The 22251-nt window shown below is 47.1% G+C and carries 17 protein-coding genes and 1 other RNA gene; all 18 read right to left on the reverse strand.

All coding sequences use genetic code 11. The features are described 5' to 3' along the window. Positions 1 to 3: 3 nt before the first annotated feature. The gene (locus ACE04G_RS07040; protein WP_076210184.1) at positions 4 to 873 is read right to left on the reverse strand and encodes a carbohydrate ABC transporter permease; all 870 of its coding nucleotides are present in this window, start codon (positions 871 to 873) and stop codon (positions 4 to 6) included. 146 nt (positions 874 to 1019) lie between these two features. After that, positions 1020 to 2333: an extracellular solute-binding protein gene (locus ACE04G_RS07045; RefSeq protein ID WP_221822329.1), complete on the reverse strand. Its 1314-nt coding sequence runs from the start codon at positions 2331 to 2333 to the stop codon at positions 1020 to 1022. Between the two features lie 173 nt (positions 2334 to 2506). Beyond that, positions 2507 to 4255 carry a response regulator gene (locus tag ACE04G_RS07050; RefSeq protein ID WP_221822332.1) on the reverse strand — a complete coding sequence of 583 codons (1749 nt, stop codon included), beginning with the start codon at positions 4253 to 4255 and terminating at the stop codon, positions 2507 to 2509. Further along, on the reverse strand, positions 4231 to 6303 hold the full coding sequence (locus ACE04G_RS07055) for a cache domain-containing sensor histidine kinase (protein ID WP_221822333.1): 2073 nt from the start codon (positions 6301 to 6303) through the stop codon (positions 4231 to 4233). The genes ACE04G_RS07050 and ACE04G_RS07055 overlap by 25 nt, the downstream gene beginning before the upstream one ends. A 631-nt stretch (positions 6304 to 6934) precedes the next feature. After that, complete coding sequence (locus ACE04G_RS07060) at positions 6935 to 7297, reverse strand: hypothetical protein (RefSeq protein ID WP_449003845.1); 363 nt, start codon at positions 7295 to 7297, stop codon at positions 6935 to 6937. Positions 7298 to 7403: 106 nt separating this feature from the next. Continuing rightward, positions 7404 to 8111: a uracil-DNA glycosylase gene (locus ACE04G_RS07065; protein ID WP_221822338.1), complete on the reverse strand. Its 708-nt coding sequence runs from the start codon at positions 8109 to 8111 to the stop codon at positions 7404 to 7406. Positions 8112 to 8323: 212 nt separating this feature from the next. Continuing rightward, a complete protein-coding gene (locus tag ACE04G_RS07070) occupies positions 8324 to 8896 on the reverse strand; it encodes an ATPase (protein WP_339181138.1) in 573 nt (190 codons plus the stop codon). Next, entirely contained in the window at positions 8889 to 9086 is a 198-nt protein-coding gene (locus ACE04G_RS07075; RefSeq protein WP_339181135.1) for a hypothetical protein, read from the reverse strand. Before ACE04G_RS07075 ends, ACE04G_RS07070 begins: the two co-directional genes overlap by 8 nt. Before the next feature lie 86 nt (positions 9087 to 9172). Next, positions 9173 to 9538: a transfer-messenger RNA gene (ssrA, locus tag ACE04G_RS07080) on the reverse strand. Positions 9539 to 10128: 590 nt separating this feature from the next. Continuing rightward, positions 10129 to 10611: an SsrA-binding protein SmpB gene (gene smpB, locus ACE04G_RS07085; protein ID WP_036674736.1), complete on the reverse strand. Its 483-nt coding sequence runs from the start codon at positions 10609 to 10611 to the stop codon at positions 10129 to 10131. Positions 10612 to 10871: 260 nt separating this feature from the next. Next, positions 10872 to 13667 carry a ribonuclease R gene (gene rnr / locus ACE04G_RS07090; protein ID WP_221822438.1) on the reverse strand — a complete coding sequence of 932 codons (2796 nt, stop codon included), beginning with the start codon at positions 13665 to 13667 and terminating at the stop codon, positions 10872 to 10874. A 557-nt stretch (positions 13668 to 14224) separates the two neighbouring features. Continuing rightward, the gene (secG, locus tag ACE04G_RS07095; protein ID WP_062837740.1) at positions 14225 to 14458 is read right to left on the reverse strand and encodes a preprotein translocase subunit SecG; all 234 of its coding nucleotides are present in this window, start codon (positions 14456 to 14458) and stop codon (positions 14225 to 14227) included. A gap of 211 nt (positions 14459 to 14669) precedes the next feature. Then, the gene (gene eno, locus ACE04G_RS07100) at positions 14670 to 15956 is read right to left on the reverse strand and encodes a phosphopyruvate hydratase (RefSeq protein WP_062837741.1); all 1287 of its coding nucleotides are present in this window, start codon (positions 15954 to 15956) and stop codon (positions 14670 to 14672) included. Positions 15957 to 16198: 242 nt separating this feature from the next. After that, entirely contained in the window at positions 16199 to 17743 is a 1545-nt protein-coding gene (gene gpmI, locus ACE04G_RS07105) for a 2,3-bisphosphoglycerate-independent phosphoglycerate mutase (protein WP_221822440.1), read from the reverse strand. A 1-nt stretch (position 17744) separates the two neighbouring features. Further along, the gene (gene tpiA, locus ACE04G_RS07110) at positions 17745 to 18497 is read right to left on the reverse strand and encodes a triose-phosphate isomerase (RefSeq protein ID WP_036616221.1); all 753 of its coding nucleotides are present in this window, start codon (positions 18495 to 18497) and stop codon (positions 17745 to 17747) included. A gap of 36 nt (positions 18498 to 18533) precedes the next feature. Then, positions 18534 to 19715 carry a phosphoglycerate kinase gene (locus ACE04G_RS07115; RefSeq protein WP_221822442.1) on the reverse strand — a complete coding sequence of 394 codons (1182 nt, stop codon included), beginning with the start codon at positions 19713 to 19715 and terminating at the stop codon, positions 18534 to 18536. A 151-nt stretch (positions 19716 to 19866) separates the two neighbouring features. After that, positions 19867 to 20874, reverse strand: coding sequence for a type I glyceraldehyde-3-phosphate dehydrogenase (gene gap, locus ACE04G_RS07120; RefSeq protein ID WP_017691243.1), 1008 nt, complete (start codon positions 20872 to 20874; stop codon positions 19867 to 19869). A 107-nt stretch (positions 20875 to 20981) separates the two neighbouring features. After that, the gene (locus ACE04G_RS07125) at positions 20982 to 22007 is read right to left on the reverse strand and encodes a sugar-binding transcriptional regulator (RefSeq protein ID WP_221822444.1); all 1026 of its coding nucleotides are present in this window, start codon (positions 22005 to 22007) and stop codon (positions 20982 to 20984) included. Between the last annotated feature and the right edge of the window lie 244 nt (positions 22008 to 22251).

The raw sequence follows: 22251 nt of genomic DNA on the forward strand, positions 1-22251 counted from the left end.
CCTCTACTCCGTTTTGAACAATGAATTAATGAGGATCGTACAGACCAGACACTCCACAATGATAAAGACCGAGATTGCACTGCCATATCCGTACCGGAACGTATCAAAAATGGTAGCGTACATCAGCGTGCTCGGCACTTCAGTGGTGTAGAACGGCCCGCCTCCAGTCAGCACATAGATCAAGTCAAACACCTTGAATGCGCCGATGACCGAAAAAACAAGGCTTACCTTCAGTATTGGCTTCATCAGCGGGATCATGATGGACCACGCCGTGCGAATACGGGAAGCACCATCCATTCGGGCAGCTTCGAGTACGTCCTGAGACACGGACTTCGCTCCTGCATACATCAGCAGCATGTGATACCCTACGTACTGCCACAAGGTCGGAATAAACGATGCCGCCAGCGCGGTGTCCTTCTGCCCCAGCCAGTCCTGTGCCAGGCTGGATAAGCCGATACTTTGCAGCAGCACATTCAGCAGGCCGTAATCGGCATTGTAGATTTTTGACCACAACTGGGCAATAACCACCGTTGAGATCAACACCGGGATAAAATACACGGTCCGGTAGAAACCTTCCCCCTTGACATTGGACGCCAGAATTAGTGCGAGCACCAGCGAGATCGGCAGTTGAATGAACACCGAAGCACCCGCGAATAACAGGGAGTTCTTGATCGAATTCAGCACACGGGTATCCTTAAACATCTCTACATAGTTGTCCAGACCAATAAATGTACCCCTGCCTACGCCGTTCCAGTCCAGCAGACTGTAATAACTGGAGACAAAGATTGGAATGAGCACAATGCCACAGAACAGAATCAGGGTGGGCAGTACAAAGACAGCTATCGTGCCTTTATTGGAAAATACAGAGTTCATTGTTGTTCTCCTCTCAAAGGCGTGACCGGATATTCCGGACCACGCCTTGTTTGGGTTCATCTTCATTGTTAACAGGCTTCAGCTTGGCAAGCTCACGAGCGTACACATGTAAGGATTACGGTTGCGCACATATTAACCTGCGCGACCTACAGGCTCAGCTCTGTTGGTTTGAGCTGTGCCATCTGTTTGCAGAACTCCTCCGGTGTTACATCGCCGGCAAGCAGCTGGGCAATCAGGTTTTTGTGCGCTTCGGCAGACTCCGCTGGCAGAATGTTATCCCACCACGCAATGAATGAGGTCGCCGTTTTCATAATATCTGCCGCAGACAGATCAAGGGAGGACAGGCTGGACGTGTCGAGTGCATCTGTTTTCCAGCTTGGCAGACCCGCTCCAGCCAGGAAACCTTGTGTACCAAGTTGCTCGCTCAAATACATGAGGAATTCCACGGCTTCCTTCGAATGTTTGGTATTCTGGTTGATGTAGAAACCATCGACGGCTCCGCCGAAGATTTCGGTACTTGTGCCTTTGCCATCTTCAAATACCGGGAATGGAATCACTTTCACTTTGCCTTTGACTGCGGAGGACGGGTCCTCAATTCCTGCATTTACCCAGTTGGCCTGGAACATCATTGCCCCGTTGCCTGCATTAAATGCCCCAAGCATCTCGTCATAGCTCATGCTGAACATACTGCTGTTGAACGCCCCTGCTTGCGCAAGCTGCTGCATTTTGGTCGCGGCGGCTACAAAGTCGGGCGAATCCCATTTCGACGGATCTTTAAAGGCTTCCATCACCGCAGCATTGCCTGCCTGACGCATCGCAATAACGTCGTACCAGTACATGCCCGGCCAGCGGTCCTTTTCCCCAATCACAGCCGGGGTGATCCCCGCCGCTTTCAGCTTGGAGACTGCATCCAGCAGTTCGTTATAGGTGGTCGGAATCTTGGCACCCGCCTGCTCGAACAGTTCCGTATTCACGTAAAGGTTGGCGATATGTGTGTACACGGGCAATGTGTAGATTTTGCCGTCCATATTGATCGCCTCAGCCATACCCGGACCCATTCGTTCTTTGATATCGTCCGTCAGGTAACTTGAGATTTCCAGTACATTGCCGGATTTAATATATGGCTGCATAAAGCTGCCACCACCCATGCCGTAGAACAGGTCTGGCGCTTCACCAGCTGCAATCGATGTTTTGACTTTGGTTTTGTACTGTTCTCCTGTCGTGCCCGTACGTTCAACCTGGATGTCCGGATGCTCGCTGTTCCATTTCTCAACAATCTCGGGCAGCAGTTTGGCCGAAGGATCGGTATTGCCGACCGATTGATCCCATAGCGTCAGCTTAATCTTGCCATCGCTCTCCCCCTGTGTACCACCGGACGAACCGGATGAACATGCCGCCAGACTGCTTACAATTCCCAGAGTCAGAATTAGACTTGCTGATTTTTTTAATAGCGCTTTCATCTCTATGGACCTCCCTATGTGTTTTAGTTGGTTCTAGCCCATATTTTAGGCGAACCGTGCGTTGTTCTCCATTTAGAAAACAGGCATCGATTTGTAATATTCGAGCATATGTGAAATCGGAAGTGAGGGTGCGCTCACACCTTCTCTACACTCCCGAGTTTACATCTCGTTTTTCAGGTTTTTACATTCCGATATTCGTTCATGGACCGACCGATATGTTTTTTAAACAAGACGCTGAAATAATGTGGGTCCGGGATGCCTACCTGTTGCCCGATCTCATACCCCTTTAAATCGGTCTGCTTCAGCAACGTTTCGGCCTTTCTCATACGAAGCTGCGTCATATATTCCACAAACGTCTGCCCGGTCTCTTTTTTCATCAGCCGCCCCAGATGGCCCGAACTTACGTAAAAAGCAGCCGCGGTGCTGGAAAGCCCCACTTCCGCATTGCCCATGTTCTCTTCAAGATAAGCCATCACCCGGTCGATCAGATTGCCTTCTTTGGCCTGTCGCTTAGCTTGTATGGCATCCGATACCGTGCGGACATGCTGCTCCAGCATGCTTTTTAGTTCAGGCAGATGACCTGCTGTAAAAATGGCCGCAACGGCCTCTTTGTTCAATGCGTGTTCTCCCTCAAGTTGCTGCTCTATGGCAGCACGCTGGCACTCCGTAACCACATCCATGGCAGCCATCCGAAACTGTGAAACGTCCGAGAACGGCACAGACAGCATACGCTCCAGCAACAATACGGCTTCTTCCCCCGCACCAACACTGACGTAAAATTGCAGTTGTTGGAGCAGCTGAGCATCCGAGTGGTACCGCCTTTTTCCGCCTTCGATGACCAGATCCTCGAAGCAAATAACCTGATTTTTCCCCACAAACGCCTGATAATCGAGTGCACGACAAGCTTCCCGGTATCCCACACAGGCCCTTCCCCATCCTGATTGCCATTGCCCAATCCCTACGGTCACATCAACTTCACACCCTTCGAGCTTAAGTGTATGTTGAAGTTCTTCCTGAAGCTGCTGTACCTGAACGGCAAATTCCGTATCCGCACCAAGCGAGAGTACAACTATCCGGTTATGTGGGTCCATGACGATAATGGTTTGCGAATCCTGCGGATAAAATGCCTGCACCTGCTTCATGCCTACCATTCGCAGCAGAATATGTATTTCCTCGGCAGTATGTGGATGACCTTCTGTCTGATGCTGGCTTAATTGGGACTGACCGTGTTGTTGTTGAGGCCCTCGTTGTGCTTGGTGTGTTTGGTGATATGATTCGGACAGATGTGGATATACCTCTGGTGCAGCTATCTTAGCTTGCGGTACAGCAACCTCCACCTCCATTACTGCGATGCGTGATCCTGGTTCACCAGACGAGATAGGAATACCGAAGAAACGCGCCTTCTCTTGTAGTTCATCCTCAGGTATCACGTTACTTAACCATTGATTTACAAACCTCTCCCTGAGATAAGGCAAGCTCTGCTTCATCTCCTCCCGCAGCTTCATCAGCTCGTACTCACGCCCCATCTCCTGCTCGATTGCCACTCGTAGCTTCGTCGTAACCTGTAATAATTCAGAAGCACGGATGGGTTTCAAAATAAAATCGGATATGCCCAGCTTCACACTCTGACGAGCATATTCAAATTCATCATGTCCCGTCACTACCACGATTTTTATGTTTGGGTAACGCTCCATGAGGATGCCGCTCAGTTCAATGCCGTCCATCTTGGGCATGTATATGTCCGTGAACACAATGTCTGGACGCAACAGCTCAACCTGATTCAAAGCCTCTTCAGCATCGGAGGCCTCACCAATGATGCTCATGCCTTGCTGCTCCCAATCGATACGCATGCGCAGCAGATTTCGGATGAGGTACTCATCATCCACAATCAATACCTTTAATGGTTCCACAGTGAATTCCATGATTCATCGGCTCCCTTCGGGATCGTTATGATAATGGTGGTTCCTTTTCCAACCTCGCTCTGCAGCTTCAGTCCATCTTCTCTGTCATAAAAAATCCGAAGCCGCTCCATCGTCCCCCATAAGCCAAAGCTTGGATTGTATTTAGCGTTATAGGTAGGATTAGAAGTATCAGAAGAGTTAGAAGAGTTAGATGGGTTAGATGGGTTAGATGGGTTAGATGAGTTCGAGCGATTAGACCTGTTCATTTCTGTGCGTTGAACCTGTTGTACTTCTTCCTCGGACATGCCGACTCCGTCGTCAGTGATCGTTAGAAGTACTCCCTCTTTGGATCGACGAGCTTGAATACGTATCGTGCCTGGGCTGCCTTTGGGACGAATACCATGATAAAGAGAATTTTCCACCAGCGGCTGGAGTACAAGCTTGGGAATCATCACTCGTTCACAGTCTGAATCGATATCGTACTGCACCTCAAATACACCGGGATATCGCACCTGCTGGATCGTCAGATAATTGCGTACAATCTCAACCTCCTCGTGCAGCGTAATCAGTTCGCGCCCTTTGCTGACACTCAGCCGATAGTAACTTCCAAGCGCTTCTAACAGCTCACATACCTTATCGTTCATGCCGGACATCGCCAGGGAGGTAATGGAATCAAGTGTGTTATATAGAAAATGCGGCTTGATCTGCGCCTGAAGTGTATTCAGTTCTGCTCGGCGGATCGTCTGCTGCTCCTGAATGATGCGTTTCAGCATCTGGTCAATCTGCTCAATCATCTGGTTGTATCCTCCATATAGCTGTGCGAACTCGTAACTGTTCAGCTCAACCGTCACTTTGCGGAAGTTGCCACTTGGCGCTTTTTGCATGGAACGAAGCAGCTTATGAATCGGCTTAATGACGCTGCGCGAGATGATGAATGAACTGACGAAAAAGACCGTTCCGTTCACTGCCAGTAGAATCAACGCAAGCAGCACCATGGATTTATTACGGGTATCCGTATCCCGGTATGGGCTCATGCTGATGAATTTCCACTGATCATCACCAGCCGAACGATAGGTCACAGCATATTCCTGACCACCCGATTGCAAGGTGATGAAGCCGGAAGATTGCTCTTGAAATGTTTGTTTTAACTTGGCCTGATTGGCCTCTAATATCTCGTGCATCCCTTCCTGTCCAGAAGCGGCAGACATGGATGAGTCGGATACAGTAGGCACGGCCTTCTTTCCATCGGTTACGTTCGTTGCGATCACCCGCTGATGCTCATCCAGGATGGCCACCTGAAATGAATCCGGTGCAGACAGGTTGGCATAGGCTTGAGCAATGGATTTTCCCTTGATGTTCATGACCAGAAATCCAAGTGGAGACGTATCATCCAAATCTCGAATGAGGCGAATAAACGAGACCACCTCTTGCCGATCATTCTCCCCCGTTGCCGAGACTCCGCTGTCGTTGTTGCCACCATTCAGCCTGAGCAGATATCTTCCGTTATGTTTCAGTGCCTGTTCGTACCAAGGCGCTTCCTTCACATTCGCTTCCATAAACGTGGGCCATTCCTGTGTACCAACCGAGAATCGGTGCCCCGAATTATCGTAAATATATACTGAATCGATAATTGGAACCGCTTGCATAAGATTAGTCAAATACGCGCTGACCTTGGACTGTGTTTGTAAATTGGAGTACACATTGCCCTGCCGCAGCAGGTTCTGCAAGTTGGGATCGGAGAAAATCATTTTCGAATAATTGTTCACGTTCTCGATCATCAGATTAACGTTGGTCTCAATAGATGTAATTGTCTGCAATGATGCTTCATTGATCTTTCGCTGCGTATCATTTTCCGAGATACGACTCAGTACCAACGCACTGAACGCCACCGTTAGCAGAATAATGATAAAGTAGGCAAATGGGATTTTAAAAGCGAGTGTCTTGGGCTTGCGTTGAATATACTCTTTGAAACGGGGAGTCCAATTCTTCTTCATTGCACTGGTGTTTGCTTTTGTATTTGCGTTTACTTCTGCATCGGTCTCAACATCTGATTGAGCTGTTGCTTTCACTTCTATTTTTCATCTCCTTCTGTTGTTGCTCCTGCATCTGTTGTTGTATCTTTTGCTCTGTGTTTCACTGTGACCCTCCCTTGGTTCCGATGTGTGATGGGTTTATCCGATGTGATCGGATGACCTATTGTGATATCCACCACTCTCTCGGATTTTATACAATTGTATATTATAGAACTGTGCATGGAGGAGGCTCAACTCTTTTTATCGCATACGGATGGCTTGACTGAGTGAAGTAGAATGAGGCTTTGGAAAGACGATTGCTGTGAACGCTGTGGGTGAGGCCCCGTAATTGGAGCCGCAAGGAGTACTGCCTTATAAAATGTTGGAGGTACAGATAATAAGTTGTGGTTTGTGCCAGATGGAGAGTGATGTGGGAGAGGCGGAGGATCTGAATACACAAAAGACGATGATAAACGTCTACCTTGATATGGCATACTTTTGAGCAAGATTACGATATCTACGGGCATCATTCTTACTACTGGCAGTGTGTTGATCGAGTGGATAAGGTTGGGAAGTCCAATTATCGTTTTCTCATATGATGAATTTAAGTGGGGCAAATGTTGGGGGCAAACTGCCCTCGGGCAGGACAAGTACAGAGTTCGTTATGATATGAATCAGCGAATCGTGATCAAAGCGAGAATACGGTAACGCCTTTTTTGGAGGCATACTTCAGCGTGTAGCTTCCTTCTGTGCCATATGGCATTGTAGCGATTTGGATGCGGGTGTAATCCAACCGACTCTCTCTCAGCACTTTTTTAACTAGCGCTATGCTCCGATCCTCGTCCGTGACCACACAGAAAATGTTCATTACATATCCCTTCGGATCAGCCACACGGCTGCCCAGGTCACATCCATCCACCTCTCCCAACTCCGCCTGGGTCAGAACGGTTTCCAGATATTCCATCACCTTTTCCTTCAACCAATGATCTCGTTTGCTACCCTGCGCGCTCTTCAGCGGATATTGCACCACAAGCCAGTATTTTTCACTCATTTAGGCTTCACCAACCAATCTTTATAGAATAGGCATTACGTTATGTGTGAGCACTTGAACGATAAGAATGCATGTGTCAGCCTTTATTTCTCCAGTTCCAAATGGGTTAGATAATTGACCTTACTGCTTTTTGGAATTGTACTGCCCTTCCATTTGCAGGATGAGGAACATGGTGATGTTTAATGAAATGGGAGCTTAACGTGTCTGCTGACTTCCTGCCAATAGCCACGATCTGAGCATCAGGATTCAGTTGCATAAGCTGTCTGGCAAACGGCAAACCATCCTCCAACTCTGCCAAAGTCGGCGTTCGATTCGTCATCCTGTTTTCAGAAGATTGATAAGGATGAAAGGGATAGATGTTCCAAAATATAAAGTCCGTTGGTTTCCACCTTGAACTGGATAACACTTCGCCCCATATGATGGATGCTGTCGGTTCTGCGAATCCATACAGTGCCTGACTCCGGTTAGGTTTGGCGATATTGGGCAGGCTAGTTCGGACACCCGGCTCACCTGCAAAAATCATCTGGTGATTCACCAGCGAGTGATTCCCGGTAACCATTCGCTCGGACGTCAAGGGTACGCCGGAGAACCTCGCCCCTTGATATCCCACAGCTTCAGCAATAAAAATGTACCGAGCCTTGGACATTCGTGGCCCCAAATACCTGACCAAATGTTCAGAACGAATCTTCACCGCTTCGGGGCCGATATCATAGCCTTTCACATAATCTTTCCAAGGATTAATCACATTTACTGGCGAGACGTATGCTTGTACCCCTGCAACAAACTCGCGGATCTGTTGCTGCGTTTCGCTCATGCTTTTTTGCCTCCTTTGGGAGATTACAGAGTATATCGGGCTTACATCAGCTTATTTTACAAATATTATAGCATAAACAGAAAAACCACCAACCAGACCGCTGGTTGATGGCTTTTGACTCTAATGGAGGCGAGGGGAGTCGAACCCCTGTCTGAAGATAACGGCACATAAACTTCTACGGGTGTAGTCACAGTTTTGATGTCACCCGAGTATCAGTAACCCACAAGAACAAGATTAGACCATGCAGGTATGGATTCAGCGCAGTAGATCAAATCACCCTGTATGATTTCAGCAACAATTAAAGGCTCGTATGTATTATCAATGAGGATAACCCGATCTGCGATGGCTAGAGCCGGTTTAAGGTTCTTCAATGACTCACCATATCGATAACGAATGTCTTCTTCTGCAATCCAATGTCCACCTTGTTCAACACGAGAGGCTACACGATCTATATGCATTTGAACATCCTCAAGACCGATATAGTATACGACAATTTCGTATCTATTTTGTTTTGCTATTTCCATATGTTTTAAAACAAATGATCCGGACAATGTCGTTTCAATAGCGAAGTTCATACCACTTTTAATGAGAGATCGGATTTTTTTCACAGCTTCCCTGCCAGCAGACAGGTCAGCACTGCGCGGATTCTCTGGCTTCAACTCTCTTGCAATTTGATCCGGATCAACCAGTTCACCAAGCCACTCTCTCATTTGCATACTGAGTGTACTTTTCCCTGCTCCATTGGTTCCAGCAAACACAGTCATAACTGGTCTGATTTCACTCATGATACTCAAACTCCTGGCGTTTCCCAGTAGCATCAAATATAATTTCAAATTTATTTCCTTCAGCATCCTCACGAACGCGTTTGTTGTTCTTTATATAATAAATAGAGGCACCTGATTCTTTAGCTTGTTTCCGTGCATGTTGAATTGCCTTTTTCAAAATTTCTTGGAGCTGTTCTCGATTTTCAAACATCTTGAGTCCCCCAATCTAAATTTCTGTTTATTATATCATAAACTAAAAAACCACCAACCAGAACACTGGTTGATGGCTTTTGACTCTAATGGAGGCGAGGGGAGTCGAACCCCTGTCCGAAGATAACGGCACATAAGCTTCTACGGGTGTAGTCACAGTTTTGATGTCACCCGAGTATCGCCCCGTAACCGGCTATTACGTTGGGTCAGCCTGATTGTCTTCTTCAGCACACCCCAGGCGGAGATGTGACAGCGTATCCCACTACTTGTTAGCCCCTATCCCTGTCACATGGGCGATGCAGGGTAGAAGCACGCACACAGTTTCTTAGGCTGCGAAAGCGTAGTTTGTTTGTTGTTTGCCGTTTAATAGGCTTTAGCGTTGATAAAGCGGACGCGTCCCCACTACCCGCTACCCATGCTCGAACTATCCCCGTCGAATCCATAAACGCCCCCTCAATGAAGAAGGGCTCCAGGATTAATCCGTGAATACGGAGCAAAGGTGCTGCACATCTTTTTCCTCCAAGGTAAAAAGATGCTTCTTTCAAACTCGGCATTCCTGTCTGCTACATGAGTAATCATAACACAGGACACATCACCGAAATAGTACAGATTGCTGGAAGACATTCCAGCATGCTGAGCACGTGTACAAAGTTATCCAATACAACAGGCTCAATCGTCTACATATTATACCGCGTCACCAATCGGAAGTAAAGTTTACCCAGATTGGATCACGAACAACGGCACCTTAGTATCTTACCCACGTTTCAGGCAAACTACGCAAAGGCTAAAAATTTAGATTCATCAACGTGCCAAGCTCCATGCTCCTACCGAATTCCCTTCAACACATATCAAAGGAAATCACCACATAATACACTTCAGCAACTCACATCACATTACCTTTCTCATTACAAATAAAAAAGCCTCAATCTTGCCCATTGCAGGACAAACCTTGAGACTCCTTAACTCATACATCAATCTTCCTAACTTCATCACAAAAAATATCTTCTACACTGAAAAGTAAAGCCTTTAGCCCAGCGCTCCGCTTAACGCGCAACCTTCTGCTTCTCGCGCAGTACCCGTTGGATATCACGTTGAGCATCCCGCTTCGCGGCAGTTTCACGTTTGTCGTATTGCTTCTTACCTTTACCCAGTCCAAGCAAAAGCTTTGCATAACCGTTGCGGATATAGATTTTCAGCGGCACAATGCTGTACCCATCCTGTTTCGACAGTCCGAGCAGCTTGTGAATCTGCACTTTATGCATCAGCAACTTGCGCGTACGCGTTGGATCGAGCGGATTATTTCGGTTCCCTTGTTCAAAAGGACTAATATGCATATTGTGAATATGAATCTCACCGTTTCGAATCGTGGCAAATGCATCACCAATATTCGCACGGCCGTTACGAAGAGATTTGATCTCCGTTCCGGTAAGCACCATGCCCGCTTCATACGTATCTTCAATGAAGTAGTCATGGGAAGCCTTTTTATTCTGTGCGAGCACTTTACTCTGTCCATCATTCTTGCCCATGTCCTCACTCCTTCTCCGTAAAATAAGCCGGTACCATGCTCTATAGCAGCGCACCTAATGTTGCACCAAGGTACCACGTGCCAGACCTTAATTGTAGCAAGTACGGCTGTTAAAATCAAGAAAGAGGCGACCTCTGCCGCCCCTCCTCATTACACCACTTTCAGACTGTGCGAAACAACACACCGGCTGAAGTGACTATTTTCTCCAACGCTTAACCTGGAGGAACGAATTGTAATCCATTTCTCCAAGTTACGTTAGCTTTATTTTTTCTTTTTCCGTACAAAAGCTGCCGTACCGTTACCAGCTGCACCTTTGCTCTTCTTCCGCTTGCGTCGTGGTGCTCCACCTTCCTGAGCGCCACCAGGAGTTGCATTTTCTCCAATAAATACGCCGCTCGGCGAAGTGTTTTTGCGTCCACTTCCGCCTTTGCCACCTTTACCGCCGCCCTTGCCGGACTTAAAGCTTCCTTCGCCACGACCGCTGCCGCTGTTCAGGCCACTTCCTTGTCCACCGGTTGAACTACTATCCGATCCACCCGATGTAGAGCTATATCCGCCTTTACCTGAGCCAAAACCAAAGCTCAACGCGCCTTTGCCCCGGCCAGTTGATCCACCAGCATCACCCGCACGACGCTCACCTTTAGGTTTGCCGCCGCCTTTACCTGCGTAGCCACCGGATGAGCCTGCGCCCGCGCCTGCACTCGCTGCTCCACCGCGACCGCCACGTCCACCTTTGCTGCTTTCTTCCGTTGATCTGCCACCACGGCTGGCGCCAGCAGCGGATGATCCGCCTTTGCCGCCACGCGAACCGCTGAAACCACCCGGTCCACCCTTGGCACCGCCGCGTCCGCCGCCGCTACTAGGACGTCCACCTTTACCGCCACGTCCACCACCGAAGCCGCCAGGACGTTCAGCGCGAGGTTTCATATCCACCATTTCAAAATCAATCGTGTACTCTTCCATGCTTACACGTGCCACACGGATCTTCACTTCATCACCGATGCGGAAGACTTTCGAGGTACGTTCACCAATCAGAGCCATATGTTGATCGTCAAAATGGTAATAGTCGTCCGTGAGCGCGCTCAGGCGAATCAGACCTTCAACCGTGTTCTCCAGTTCAATGAACATACCAAAGCTGGTTACACTGCTGATCATACCTTCGAACTCTTCGCCTACTTTATCGAGCATGTACTCGGCTTTTTTCATTTTCTCCGTATCCCGCTCAGCTTCTACCGCCACACGTTCACGTTCCGAAGACTGCTGCGCAATATCGGACATACGTGCTGCCAAATATTCCTGACGGTTCTCCGGCAAAGCACCATTATTTTCAATGACTTCGCGAATCACCCGGTGAATGACAAGATCGGGATAACGACGAATTGGAGAAGTGAAGTGACTATAGAATTCTGCCGCGAGGCCAAAGTGACCTGACATTTCAGAATCATACTTCGCCTGTTTCATGGAACGGAGCATCATCGTACTAATCACGGTTTGTTCTTTCGTTTCTTTGATATCCTCAAGCAACGATTGAAGCGCCCGTGGATGAATCGCATTGCCACGTCCTTTGACCTGGTGTCCAAAATTCGCCGCAAAGGCGAGGAAATTTTGCAGTTTTTCCTGATCCGGATCTTCGTGCACACGATAAATGAACGGAACCTTCAACCAGTGGAAATGCTCTGCCACTGTTTCGTTCGCTGCCAACATGAATTCCTCAATGATTTGCTCGGCAATCGAACGCTCCCGTTTCACGATATCTATCGGTTTACATTCTGCGTCCACAATGATTTTGGATTCTTCAAAATCAAAGTCAACCGCACCACGGCGCATACGCATAGCACGCAGCTTCAAAGCGATCTCTTTCATCAGATGGAAATCATCTACCAGATCCTTATAACGCTCGAGCAATTCCGGCTCTTCACCTTCAAGGATTTTACGGACATTAGAATACGTCATCCGCTCTTTGGTTTTGATTACACTTGTGAAAATGTCATGTTTTACAACCTTCATCTGGTCGTTAAACTCCATCTCACAAGACAGTGTCAGACGATCTACCTGTGGGTTCAAACTACAGATCCCGTTGGACAAACGCTGTGGCAACATCGGAATAACCCGATCCACCAGATACACACTGCATCCACGGTTGTAAGCTTCCTGATCAAGCTTGGAATTCTCCTGCACATAATAGCCAACGTCAGCAATATGAACACCCAGACGATAGTTACCGTTAGGCAGCTTCTCTACGTTAACAGCATCATCCAGATCCTTGGCATCTTCGCCATCAATCGTGACAATGTTAAGTCCGCGCAGATCACGGCGACCCTGTTGTACAATCTCTTCATCCGTGATGGAGTCGGGTGCTTTCTCCGCCTCTTCTACCACCTCATCAGGGAAAGCTTCAGGCAACTGATGCTTGCGAATGACGGACAAAATATCAATACCCGGCTCATCCTTATGACCGAGAATCTCGATCACTTCACCCTCGGCTGCCGCACGACCCTCCGGATAGCTGACGATCTTTGCTACGACCTTCTGTCCATCAACCGCCCCAGCAAAGTTGGTACGCGGGATGAAAATATCGCGATTAATCCGTTTGTCATCCGGAATGACAAATCCGTACACTTCATGGCTTTGGAACACACCAACGACTTGTGTTACAGCACGAGTAACAATGCGAACGATCTCACCTTCAAGGCGACCGCCAGAAGGTCCTTGAGACGTGACTTTAACCAATACCGTATCACCATTCATCGCACTCTTCATATCATTGGCATGAATGTACACATCCGGGTGCTCCCGATCCTCAGGAATGAGGAAAGCGAACCCTTTGGCGTGAGCCTGTAAACGTCCACGTACCAAGTCCATGCGCTCTGGCATACCATAGCGATTGTTACGGGTCAGCAAAACTTTACCGGATTCCTCCAGCGTATTAAGCATAATCAAAAAGGCTTTGAAATCAGCTGCATCTTCGATCGCGAAGTGCTGTTCCAACTCCTGATAAGTCATGGGTTTATAAGCGGTCTCCCGCATGAAGTCGAGCAATTGTTGTTCTGTTATCATTAATATATTCACCTCGGGAAACATAAAAGTGTAATCAAGTCTCATCTCTTTATGTATCGGAATTCTTACCATTTTCATGATACATATTGCCGTTGTCGTGTAGAGTGTAGTAGTGCAACCATACTATCTCATACCCTAGTATACACGAATTCAATCCGGACCATCCGTACCTCGCAAAAAAACCACAGTGGCCTGACGCTCCGTTATAATCACGCTTTCACATATCTCTACAGACATTTTATGCGGCACATATACAGTACGCATCTGGAAAAGGACTAGACCCGAAAAATTTTCTGTACACATGACATTCATTATAAGGAGTGAATTCGCGTAACGAATAAGCGAGGGACATACCATGCATGATAGGGGTGTTTCACGCTAAGGAAGGAATTCTGAACAGAAGTTGAGAAGAAGACCGAAATCATGGAGTCTATTAGTCATTGGAAAAGTTTGGACGCGTAAGAATTTATTAAAAAACCCCCGTTTCTCCACGAAACGAAGGTTTATCAATTAAGCCATTAGCTTAAAAGCTATTCATTGCCGTGCTGATCCAAGTCTTACTTGGAAACCACCGTAACAATAATAGACAAAATCATAAATCCTGCACCCAGTACCACCGTTGCACGTTGCAGGAAGAGATCCAATCCGCGCGCTTTCGTTTTACCGAAAAGATGTTCCGCACCACCGGAGATGGCACCCGCCAAACCAGCGCTTTTCCCGTGCTGCAGCAATACTACAGTGATTAGACCGATCGAGAAAACAACGAGCAGCAATTTCAAAGCAATATCCATTCTTTCCACCTCCTACCCATGTGGGCATACATCTCACCATAAAAACAGTTACTTTAATTGTAACATAGCTATGGTTGTACTACAAGTAGTACAGTTTATACAATGCCCTAAATTTCACCATCTGCTCGCTCCTTACGTTATGCCATTACATCGTTGCAATAAAAAAGACAAGCCGGTTACCCGGCTTGCCTGTAAAAGCTGGATATCCAGCTTATTTTTTAAGGTTGTAGAATCCTTTAAGACCATTGTATTGAGCCAGTTCACCCAGTTGATCCTCAATGCGGAGCAATTGGTTGTACTTCGCGATACGGTCTGTACGGGAAGGAGCACCCGTTTTGATTTGACCAGCGTTAGTTGCAACAGCGATATCAGCGATTGTGCTGTCTTCGGACTCACCGGAACGGTGGGAGATTACAGCTGTGTATCCTGCGCGTTTAGCCATTTCGATTGCATCAAATGTTTCAGTCAATGTACCGATTTGGTTAACTTTGATCAAGATGGAGTTACCGATACCTTCGTCGATACCTCTGCCCAGACGCTCAGTGTTTGTTACGAACAGGTCATCACCAACGAGTTGTACTTTGTCGCCCAATTTCTCAGTGAGCAATTTCCAACCATCCCAGTCATCTTCGGACATACCGTCTTCGATTGTGATGATTGGGTATTTCTCAACCCATGAAGCCAGAAGGTCAACATACTCAGCGGAAGTGTAAGATTTACCTTCGCCAGCAAGTGTGTACTTACCATCTTTGTAGAACTCAGTGGAAGCAACGTCCATACCCAGGAATACGTCAACGCCTGGTTTGTAACCAGCTTTTTCAATTGCTTCGATGATTGTAGTGATTGCTTCTTCGTTTGAACCAAGGTTTGGTGCGAAACCACCTTCGTCACCTACAGCTGTGTTCAAGCCTTTTGAGCTCAATACAGATTTCAGGTTGTGGAAGATCTCTGCGCCTACGCGAAGAGCTTCTTTGAAGCTTGGTGCTCCAACTGGAAGAACCATGAACTCTTGAACGTCGATGTTGTTGTCAGCATGCTCACCACCGTTGATGATGTTCATCATTGGAACTGGCAATGCTTTAGCGTTGAATCCGCCCAGGTAAACGTACAATGGCAGGTCCAGAGCGTCAGCAGCTGCGCGAGCTACTGCCATGGATACAGCCAGGATTGCGTTAGCACCCAGTTTACCTTTGTTTGGCGTACCATCCAAAGTAATCATCAATTTGTCGATACCCAGTTGATCCAATGCATCCATACCGATAACTTCTGGAGCGATTGTTTCGTTTACGTTTTTAACAGCTTGCAGAACGCCTTTACCGAGGTAACGGGATTTGTCGCCATCGCGAAGCTCAACGGCTTCGTGGGCACCAGTGGATGCACCGGATGGAACGATTGCGCGTCCGATTGCGCCGGACTCCAGGTATACTTCAACTTCTACTGTAGGGTTACCGCGGGAGTCGAGGACTTCGCGAGCGTACACGTCAGAAATAATAGTCATTTGTTATAATCTCCTTTAAATTTAAATTTATTATAAATTAGGACCACTTGTGTTTTCCCTTTTCCACTACGTTAGCAGAATTGTCCTCTGATCGCTGTTATCCCCTGATTCCTTTGAACTTATTTTCATAAGTTGGAATCATGTGATAAAGGCGAACGCTAACGCTTCTTCAGCCAATTTCTGCTTCCTTCGTTCAGGGGTAAACTCCAAACTTCCCAATTTCATATATGTTGTTGCGTAACTTATTTACGGGTAGAGATAACGGATGTACCTGTCATCTCAGCCGGTTTAGGCAATTGCATAAGGTCAAGGATCGTAGGCGCGATATCTGCCAGGATTCCACCTTCACGCAAGGTTACATTTGCATCCGTAACGATGAATGGAACCGGGTTCGTTGTATGAGCTGTGAACGGACGTCCTTGCTCATCGAACACCATATCCGCGTTACCATGATCCGCAGTGATCAGTACAACGCCGCCTTTGGCAAGTACTGCATCTACAACACGGCCCATGCACTCATCTGTTACTTCAACCGCTTTGATGGTAGGCTCCAGCATACCGGAGTGTCCAACCATGTCAGGGTTAGCAAAGTTCAGAATGATGGCGTCATGTTTGTCTGCTTCGATCTCACGAACACATGCGTCAGCCACTTCATACGCGCTCATCTCTGGTTGCAGATCATACGTTGCAACTTTTGGTGAGTTGATCAGTACGCGAGTTTCGCCCGGAAGCTCCACATCACGACCGCCGCTGAAGAAGAAGGTAACGTGCGGGTATTTCTCAGTTTCTGCAATACGCAGTTGTTTTTTATTGTTCTGTACCAGAACTTCACCCAGGGTGTTGTCGAGGTTCTTCGGCGAATAAGCCACATAACCTTCAACCGTCTCGCTGAACAAAGTCAAGCATACAAAATGCAAGCCCACAGGGAACTTCGGACCACGATCGAAACCGCGGAAATCCTGGTTGGTGAATACTTGCGACAACTGGATCGCACGGTCAGGACGGAAGTTGAGGAAGATAACGGAATCGCCGCTTTCTACCAAACCTACCGGCTCACCATCCGCTTTGACGATAACCGTTGGTTCAACGAATTCATCAAATACGGACTTCTCATACGATTCTTCAACCGCTTTGAGTGGGTCAGTGTATTTTGGTCCATCTCCATAAACGATGGCGCGGTATGATTTCTCAACCCGTTCCCAACGTTTGTCACGGTCCATCGCGTAATAGCGACCTTGAACCGTTGCGATTTTCCCTACACCAACTTCTTCAATCTTGGCGATCAGCTTCTGCATGAAGTCTTTACCACTGTCTGGCATAACATCACGGCCATCCATGAAGGCATGAATATATACATCGTTCATTTCTTCTTTTTTGGCCAGATCCAGCATAGCAAACAGGTGGTCGATGTGACTATGTACGCCGCCATCGGACAACAAACCGTAGAGATGAAGCTTTTTGCCGCTTTGTTTCGCTTCGCGAACAGCTTTGACAAGTGTTTCATTGTCGTAGAACTCGCCGTCACGAATGGATTTGGATATACGGGTCAAATCCTGGTATACGATCCGGCCGGCACCAATGTTCAGGTGACCTACCTCGGAATTCCCCATTTGCCCTTCTGGCAAACCTACAGCTTCACCGCAAGCAGTCAGAGTTGTATGTGGGAATTGGCTCATGAAACGGTCGTAGTTCGGTTTCTTGGCTTGCGCTACCGCGTTGCCTTCCACCGTGTTACGCAGACCAAAGCCATCCATGATGATCAGTGCTACAGGTTTTGGAGCTGTCATCTTACTTCGCCCCCTCAACAAGCGCGATGAACGAAGCCGGCTGCAAGCTGGCACCGCCAACAAGTGCGCCGTCGATGTCGCTTTGTCCGAGGTATTCTGTTACGTTTTCCGGTTTAACACTGCCGCCGTATTGAATACGAACTGCATTCGCAACCGTCTCGTTGTACAGATCCTTCACCAGCGTACGGATGTAAGCAATAACTTCATTCGCATCTTGGGAAGTGGATGATTTGCCTGTACCAATCGCCCAGATTGGCTCATAAGCGATAACAACTTGTGCCGCTTGCTCTGCAGACAGACCTGCAAAAGCAGCTACTGTTTGCACTTTGCATACGTCTTTTGTTTGGTTCGCTTCACGCTCTTCAAGCGTCTCACCAAGGCAAAAGATTGGAGTCAATCCGTGACGGAATGCTGCATGCAACTTTTTATTAACAGTCTCATCGGTTTCCGCAAAATATTGACGGCGCTCCGAGTGACCAATAATGACATAATCCACACCCAGGTCTTTCAGCATCACACCGCTGATTTCACCTGTGAATGCACCGTTATCTTCAAAGTGAAGATTTTGTGCACCAATTTTGATGTTTGTGCCTTTAACGGCTTCTACCAGGGATGGCAGATTTGTAAACGGTGCGCAGATTACAGTCTCCACGCCTTCAACTTCCGCTTTTCCTTTAACTTCCTGAATGAAGTCATTGGATTCGGAAACCGTTTTGAACATTTTCCAGTTACCTGCGATAATCGGTGTTCTCATGGGTTTCAACTCCTTCATGCTATAGACTACTAAAACTTACTTGTCGTTCAATGCCACTACGCCTGGAAGTACTTTACCTTCCATGAACTCGAGCGATGCACCGCCACCTGTAGAGATGTGGTTCATTTTGTCAGCCAATTTGAACTTCTCAGCTGCTGCTGCGGAGTCCCCGCCACCAATTACAGTGTAAGCTTCTGTCTCAGCGCAAGCTTCCGCTACTGCACGAGTACCGTGGGAGAATGGCTCGATTTCAAATACGCCCATTGGTCCGTTCCACACAACCAATTTGGAGTTTTTGATTACGTCAGCATAGATCTCACGTGTTTTAGGACCAATGTCGATACCTTCCCAATCTGCTGGGATACCATCGATGTCAACGATTTGTGTGTTTGCTTTCGCACTGAAATCGTCGGATACTACGATATCTACCGGCAGGTAGAAGTTTTTACCCAGTTTTTTCGCTTTTTCGATAAAACCGAGAGCAACATCAAGTTTGGAATCATCCAGCAAGGATTGTCCAATTTCATGTCCTTGTGCTTTGAAGAACGTGTAAGTCAGACCGCCACCGATGATTACGTTGTCTGCAATGTTCAGCAGGTTGTCGATTACATCGATTTTGTCCTTAACTTTGGATCCACCAATGATAGCTGTGAAAGGACGCTCAGGGTTGGAGATTGCTTTACCCAACACTTCAAGTTCTTTCTCCATCAACAAACCGGACACTGCTGGAAGCAAGTGAGCGATTCCTTCAGTCGAAGCGTGTGCTCTGTGAGCCGCGCCAAACGCATCGTTAACGAAAACGTCAGCCAGTTCAGCAAATTGTTTTGCCAGTTCCGGATCGTTTTTCTCTTCGCCTGCGTGGAAACGAACGTTTTCAAGCAACAATACGTCGCCGTTGTTCAGTTCAGCGATTTGAGCTTTAACAGCGTCACCAACAGAACCGTCAGCTTTAACAACTTTTTTACCAAGCAATTCAGACAAACGCTCAGCTGCTGGAGTCAAACGCAAAGATTCAACCACTTCGCCGTTAGGACGACCCATGTGGCTTGCCAAAATGACTTTAGCGCCTTTTTCAATCAAGAAGTTGATTGTAGGAAGCGTTGCACGAATACGTTTGTCATCTGTAATTTTACCATCTTCGAGCGGCACATTGAAATCTACACGGACAAAAGCCCGTTTTCCTGTCAATTCGATATCGCGTACACTTTTTTTGTTCATCTGTATTTCCTCCGCACCCATGTATTTGGTGGACCAATCAAGAGCTAAAATCCCTCGTCAATCCTGGTGTTTTTGAGAAATTTGCAAAATGTAGATATATAAAGAGCGGAAACAATATAGCATCTGTTTCCGCTCTATGTTATTGCAGATATTACTTGATCATTTTTGCAAAGTGCTCCAAAGTGCGAACCAATTGTGCAGTGTAGGACATTTCATTGTCATACCAAGCTACAGTTTTAACCAATTGTTGGTCGCCAACAGTCAGAACTTTAGTTTGAGTTGCATCAAACAGGGAACCGAAAGTGATTCCTTGGATATCGGAAGATACGATTTCGTCTTCTGTGTATCCGAAAGTTTCTGGATCGGAAGCTTCTTGCATAGCTGCGTTAACTTCTTCAGCAGTTACTTTTTTGTTCAGAACAGTTACGAGTTCAGTCAGGGAACCAGTAGCTACTGGTACACGTTGAGCTGCACCATCAAGGATGCCTTGCAGTTCTGGGATTACCAGACCGATTGCTTTAGCAGCACCAGTTGTGTTAGGGATGATGTTTTCAGCTGCTGCACGAGCACGACGGAAGTCACCTTTAGGGTGTGGAGCATCCAATGTGTTTTGATCGCCAGTGTAAGCGTGAATTGTAGTCATCAAACCTTGAACGATTCCGAATTTGTCTTGCAATGTTTTTGCCATAGGTGCCAGGCAGTTTGTTGTGCAAGATGCGCCGGAGATTACAGTTTCAGTACCGTCGAGGATTTCATGGTTTACGTTGTAAACGATGGTTTTCATGTCGCCAGTAGCTGGTGCGGAGATAACAACTTTCTTAGCTCCACCTTTCAAGTGTTTCTCAGCTGCTTCTTTAGTTGTGAAGAAACCAGTACATTCCAGAACGATATCTACGCCCAGGTCGCCCCAAGGAAGTTCTTCCGGGTTACGGTTAGCCAATACTTTAACTTCTTTGCCGTTCACTTTGAAGAAGCCATCGTGTACTTCAACATCGCCATCGAAGCGACCTTGAGTTGTATCATATTTGAGCAAATGAGCGAGCATTTTAGCGTCAGTCAAGTCGTTGATTGCTACTACCTCGATGCCTGCTACATTTTGAATACGGCGGAATGCCAAGCGTCCAATACGTCCAAAACCGTTAATACCTACTTTAATCATGAGTAAGTTCCTCCCAAGTTTTGATTAATTTTTTTATGAAACTTATATATTCAAGACAGACGGTGAAGTCCGTCAAGACAACAATAGTTGTGATGCAAAGTAAAACCTTATTCCATTTCAGCAACGATGACTTCGGCAGCAGCCTCATCAATAATCAGAATATCTTCCTGTCCAAATCGCAACACGGAATGTATAGCAGCAGCTTTGCTTTTGCCACCTGCAATTCCAATCACAACATCGGTTCGTTCAATATCCTGAAGTCGCATACCCAGTGTAAGCATGGTATGTACCACCTTACCCTGATCATTAAAGTAATAACCGAAAGATTCAGATACGGCTCCTTGCTCCTGAAGTTCATCTATAATCTCCGTCGCAAGTTTACGTCTTGTAGCCATCTCCACGGCATCACCAATTCCATGAATAACAATCCGCGATTTCCGAATCAGCTGCAGAATCTCCTGAACACTGGGGTCCTGGATTAATGATTCATAGGCATGATCACTAAGCAAATCCGGTACATGCAGGAGTTTGTATTGCGCTCCAACCCGTTTTGCCATTGTGGATGCAATCGTATTCGCCTGAATTTCAAGGCTTTCTCCAAGTCCACCGCGTGCCGGTACGAACCAGACACCTTTGAGCGATGTTGGCGGAGTCAGTTGCTCTGCGACTTCAGCCGTTGTTGATCCGCCAGTAACGGCGACAACGTCGTTGTCACTCATGATATTGCCGAGAGCCTTCGCTCCGGCTCTGCCCAGTTCCCTTTTGGCAAATGGAGAAACGTCCGAATCACCAGGAACCACAACTACCTTTTGCAGACCGTAGGCTTGCTTGATGCGCTCTTCCAGCTCGGATAATCCGAACAACTCTTTGGCTACGGGCTCTAACTGCTGCAGCAAATCATACCCTGCCTCGCTGATCTTCATTCCTGCACTGTCAATTTCAATAAGTCCCTGAGCCTTTAACAGATCGGTCTCAGCCCTCAGAACCCGCTCGGTCATCTGCATGGAATTAGCTAACGTTCTCCGTCCGATCACATCCGATAACATGATCTGTTGCAGAATCGTATACCTCTTTTTCAAGATATCCATGAGATCAGGCAGAAGCTGCTTTTGTACTTCTAAAATCGTTCGCATGCTTTCCACTCCCGCAAGTTCTCGTTCTAAGCTCTCTTTCGTGGCCCTAAAACGTCCCGGGTTAACTTTTTAAGTCCCACGTCTATTCTACCTAAAACTGACGTGACATGCAAGTGTTTCAACGTGTTATTTCGACACGCATTCAGCGTTTGTACGTGCCTATTTTCACAATCCTAGACTTCCATGATCAAGGACTAGCTCACGCATACCATATATAGAAGAAACAAATGAATTCAATCTACAT

This window comes from Paenibacillus sp. AGC31 (genome assembly GCF_057334655.1).